Annotated in this window: 3 protein-coding genes and 1 pseudogene; all 4 read right to left on the reverse strand. The window is 68.6% G+C overall.

Features of this window, described 5'->3' with window-relative positions; all coding sequences use genetic code 11:
* Positions 1 to 70: 70 nt before the first annotated feature.
* The gene (locus ABZZ38_RS30305) at positions 71 to 1,060 is read right to left on the reverse strand and encodes an aldo/keto reductase (RefSeq protein WP_356745731.1); all 990 of its coding nucleotides are present in this window, start codon (positions 1,058 to 1,060) and stop codon (positions 71 to 73) included.
* 115 nt (positions 1,061 to 1,175) lie between these two features.
* Positions 1,176 to 2,678 (reverse strand): amino acid permease, encoded by a 1,503-nt coding sequence (locus ABZZ38_RS30310; RefSeq protein WP_356745733.1) that lies wholly within the window; start codon positions 2,676 to 2,678, stop codon positions 1,176 to 1,178.
* Positions 2,679 to 2,772: 94 nt separating this feature from the next.
* Complete coding sequence (locus ABZZ38_RS30315) at positions 2,773 to 3,855, reverse strand: branched-chain amino acid aminotransferase (protein ID WP_356745735.1); 1,083 nt, start codon at positions 3,853 to 3,855, stop codon at positions 2,773 to 2,775.
* 21 nt (positions 3,856 to 3,876) lie between these two features.
* Positions 3,877 to 3,982, reverse strand: a pseudogene (locus ABZZ38_RS30320) (3-isopropylmalate dehydrogenase); the annotation flags it as partial.

Here is a 3,982-nt window from a genome sequence, read left to right on the forward strand (position 1 = left end):
CACCGAGCCACGAGCGCACCGGCCGCGCCCAGCGTCACCACGACCAGCGGGAAGCCGTCGGACCCGGTCCTCATCGGGAGGCGTCCCCCCAGCGGAAGATCCGGGTGGCCTTGTCGAGGCGGGCTTTCACCTCGGGATCGAGACGCGTCCCGCTCGCGGTGAGCGCGGTGTCGAGCTGCTCGGGGGAGCTGACGCCGACGATGGGTGCGGTGACCGCCGGGTTGGCCATGACCCAGGCCAGGGCGGCCACACCGAGCGTCAGGCCGGCCTCCCGCGCGATGCCGTGGAGGCTGTCCACCGCGCGGAATTCGGCATCCCGCCAGTAGCGGTCCCGGTACATCCGGCCGGCTTCCGGCAGAGCGAACCGTCCTTCCGAGGGCTGTTGCCGCGGCGTGTACTTGCCCGTCAGCAGCCCGCCGGCGAGCGGGTTGTAGGTGATGACACCGAGACCCTCCTCCTGGCACAGCGGGAAGAGTTCTCGCTCGAACGGGCGGAAAAGCAGGTTGTAGCGGGGCTGTACGGACACCATGCGGGTGAGGCCCCGCACCTCACTGCGGCCGAGTGCCCTCGCCACCTGGTACGCCAGGAAGTTGGAGCAGCCGACGTACCGGACCTTCCCCGAACGGACCAGGTCGTCGAGCGCTTCCAGCGTCTCGTCCAACGGGGTCTCGGGGTCGTACGCGTGCAGCTGGTACAGATCGATCCAGTCGGTCCGCAGCCGCCGCAGCGACTGCTCGACGGCCTCCATGATGTGACGCCGGCTGTTTCCTCCGTCCCAGGCGGCGGGACCGGTCCTGCCGAAGCATTTCGTGGCGACCACGAATCGGTTCCGGCGCCCCTTCAGCCAGCCCCCGAGGATTTCCTCGGTCCGGCCCACTGTGGTGTCGTCCCCGCCCAGTGGATAGACGTCCGCGGTGTCCAGAAAGGTGATTCCCGCGTCGTCGGCCCGGTCGAGGACCTTCCGTGACACCTCCTCGTCGCACTGCGAACCGAAGGTCATGGTGCCCAGGCAGAGACGGGAGACTTTCAATCCGGTGGTACCGAGCCGTACATGCTCCATGCCACGCCTTCCTCACGTCACGCCGATCGTCACACATTCCGCCAGGACCGTGAAGTCACGTTTGGTTTACCCGGACCAAAAGGCTGCTTCAGGTGAGCGGACTATGGTGGTTGGGTCACACGGCTCTGTCAGGGAGCTCCTGCCCGGCAGCTTTCCCCGTCCGGCCCGAGCGGCTGTCACGAGCGAATGCGCGGGGGTTTCTGCCCCGCAGGACCCGGTACGCGACGAGCAGTACAGCAGCCCAGATCGGCGCCCCGTAAAGGGATATCCGTGATTGCTCGTCGATTCCCATGAGGACGACGACGAACATGATGAACGCCAGCGCGAACCAGCTCGTGTACGGTGCGCCCGGCGCCCTGAAGGACGACGCGGGCAAAGCTCCCCGCGCCACCAGCCGCCGATACCGCAGCTGGCTGCACAGAATCATGACCCACGCCCACATGCCGGAAATGGTGGCGAAGGACACGACGTAGGCGAAGGCCCCCTCCGGCCACTCGTAGTTGATCCAGACGCCGACCATCATGAAAGCCGCGGAGAAGCTGATCCCGATGACCGGCGCCTGGCGTCGGGTCATCCGGGTGAAGATCGCGGGGCCCTGGCCGTTGCGGGCCAGGTCGCGCAGCATCCGGCCGGTGGAGTACATCCCGGAGTTGCAGGACGACAGGGCGGCCGTGAGGACGACGAAGTTGACGACGGCGCCGGCCGCGTAGAGCCCGATCCGGTCGAACGCGGCGACGAAGGGGCTCACGCCGGGCTCGAACTCCGTCCAGCTCACGACGCACAGGATCACGGTCAGCGCACCCACGTAGAAGACGGCGATGCGCACGGGCACCGTGTTGATCGCCTTGCGGAGACTGCGCTCGGGGTCCTTGGACTCCCCCGCGGTCACCCCCACCAGCTCCACCGCCAGGAACGCGAACATCACGATCTGCAGGGTCATCACGGTGCCGGACAGGCCCGAGGGGAAGAACCCGCCGTCGGCCCACAGGTGGGAGACGGAAGCGGTGTCGCCGGCGTCGGAGAACCCGATCGTCAGGACACCGATACCGATGAGGATCATGCCGATGATGGCGGTCACCTTGACCATGGAGAACCAGAATTCCAGCTCCCCGAAAATCTTGACCGATATCAGGTTCGCACCGTAGAGGAGCAATGTGAAGAACAGTGCGGACACCCATGGGCTGATGCCCGGCCACCAGTAGTTGACGTATTGAGCCGCTGCCGTCACCTCGGTGATGCCGGTCACGACCCAGAAAAGCCAGTACGTCCATCCGGTGGCGAATCCGAAGAACGGCCCCAGGAACTCGCGGGCGTATTCGGCGAAGCTGCCCGACACCGGGCGGTACATCAGGAGCTCGCCCAGGGCCCGCATGATGAAGAAGATCACCACACCGGCCACGGCATAGGCGAGGATCAGGCTCGGGCCGGCCTTGGAGATGGCCGTGCCCGCTCCCAGGAACAGACCTGTGCCGATCGCCCCGCCGATGGCGATCATCTGAATGTGACGGCTGTCCAGTCCCCGCTGGTAACCCTCCTCCGGGTCAAGGGCCGGTGTGCCGGTTCCCGGCGAGGCGTCGCCGGCCCCCGCCGGGGTTCCGGGTCTGCTTTCCGCGGTCATCGATGACGGGCCTCTCTGTTTCGGGCGTGCCGCTCGTCCGCGCCGCACGTTCCGCTCCGTGCGCCGAGCCGACGGCCGTGACGGCATACGGGTGTCATTGGGGGCGGTGCAGCCAGCCGTGCCGGTCGGGCGCCGCGCCGGTCTGGATGTCCAGCAGCGCCTTCCGCAGCCGCAGCGTGACCTCTCCGGGCCGCCCGTCGCCCACGGTCCACTCCGCCCGCGTCGACTTCACCGCTCCGACCGGCGTGATCACGGCGGCGGTGCCGCAGGCGAAGACCTCGGTGAGAGAGCCGTCCGCGTTGCCGTTCCTCCAGTCCTCGACGGAGATCCGCCCCTCGCGGACCCGGTAGCCGAGGTCCGCGGCGAGCCGGAGCAGCGAGTCGCGGGTGATGCCCGGCAGCAGCGACCCCGACAGGGCGGGGGTGATGACGCGGTCCCCGTACATGAAGTACAGGTTCATGCCGCCCATCTCCTCGATCCAGCGGCGTTCACGCGCGTCCAGCCAGACCACCTGGTCGCAGCCGTGCTGGGCGGCCTCGGCCTGGGCGGCCAGGGAGGCGGCGTAGTTGCCGCCGGTCTTGGCCGTGCCGGTGCCGCCGGGGCAGGCGCGCACGTACTCCTCGGACAGCCAGACCGACACCGGCTTCACCCCGCCGGGAAAGTACGCACCGGCCGGCGAGGCGATGACCATGAACAGGTACTCGTCGGCGGGCCGCACCCCGAGGCCCACCTCGGTGGCGAACATGAACGGGCGCAGGTAGAGGGAGTGTTCAGCACGGTTCGGCACCCACGCCGCGTCGTGGGTGAGCAGGGCGTCGCAGGCGGCGATGAAGGTCTCCACCGGCAGCTCCGGCATCGCCATCCGGCGCGCGGAGGCCTGGAAGCGCGCGGCGTTGGCTTCCGGGCGGAAGGTGGCGACCGTCCCGTCGGGCTGCCGGTACGCCTTGAGACCCTCGAAGATCGTCTGTGCGTAGTGCAGGGTCATGTTCGCCGGGTCGATCGAGAGCGGCGCGTACGGCGTGAGCTGCGCGTCGTGCCAGCCGCGCCCTTCCGTCCACCTGATCGTCACCATGTGGTCGGTGAAGTGGCGGCCGAATCCGGGGTCGGCCAGGATCGCTTCCCGCCGCGCGTCGGAGAGCGGCTGTGAGGAGGGCTTGAGCTCAAGGGGGATCGTCATGTCCTGTCTTCCTGGGGTGGCTCAGCTCGCTGCTCGTACCGCGAGCGCGTCGCCGATCTCGTCCGTGGTGCGGGGCGTCGAGGCGTCCCGGGCGGCCAGGTCCTGGGCCGCGGCCTCCTCGATACGC

It is taken from the genome of Streptomyces sp. NPDC006368, assembly GCF_040612535.1.
Lineage (GTDB): Bacteria > Actinomycetota > Actinomycetes > Streptomycetales > Streptomycetaceae > Streptomyces.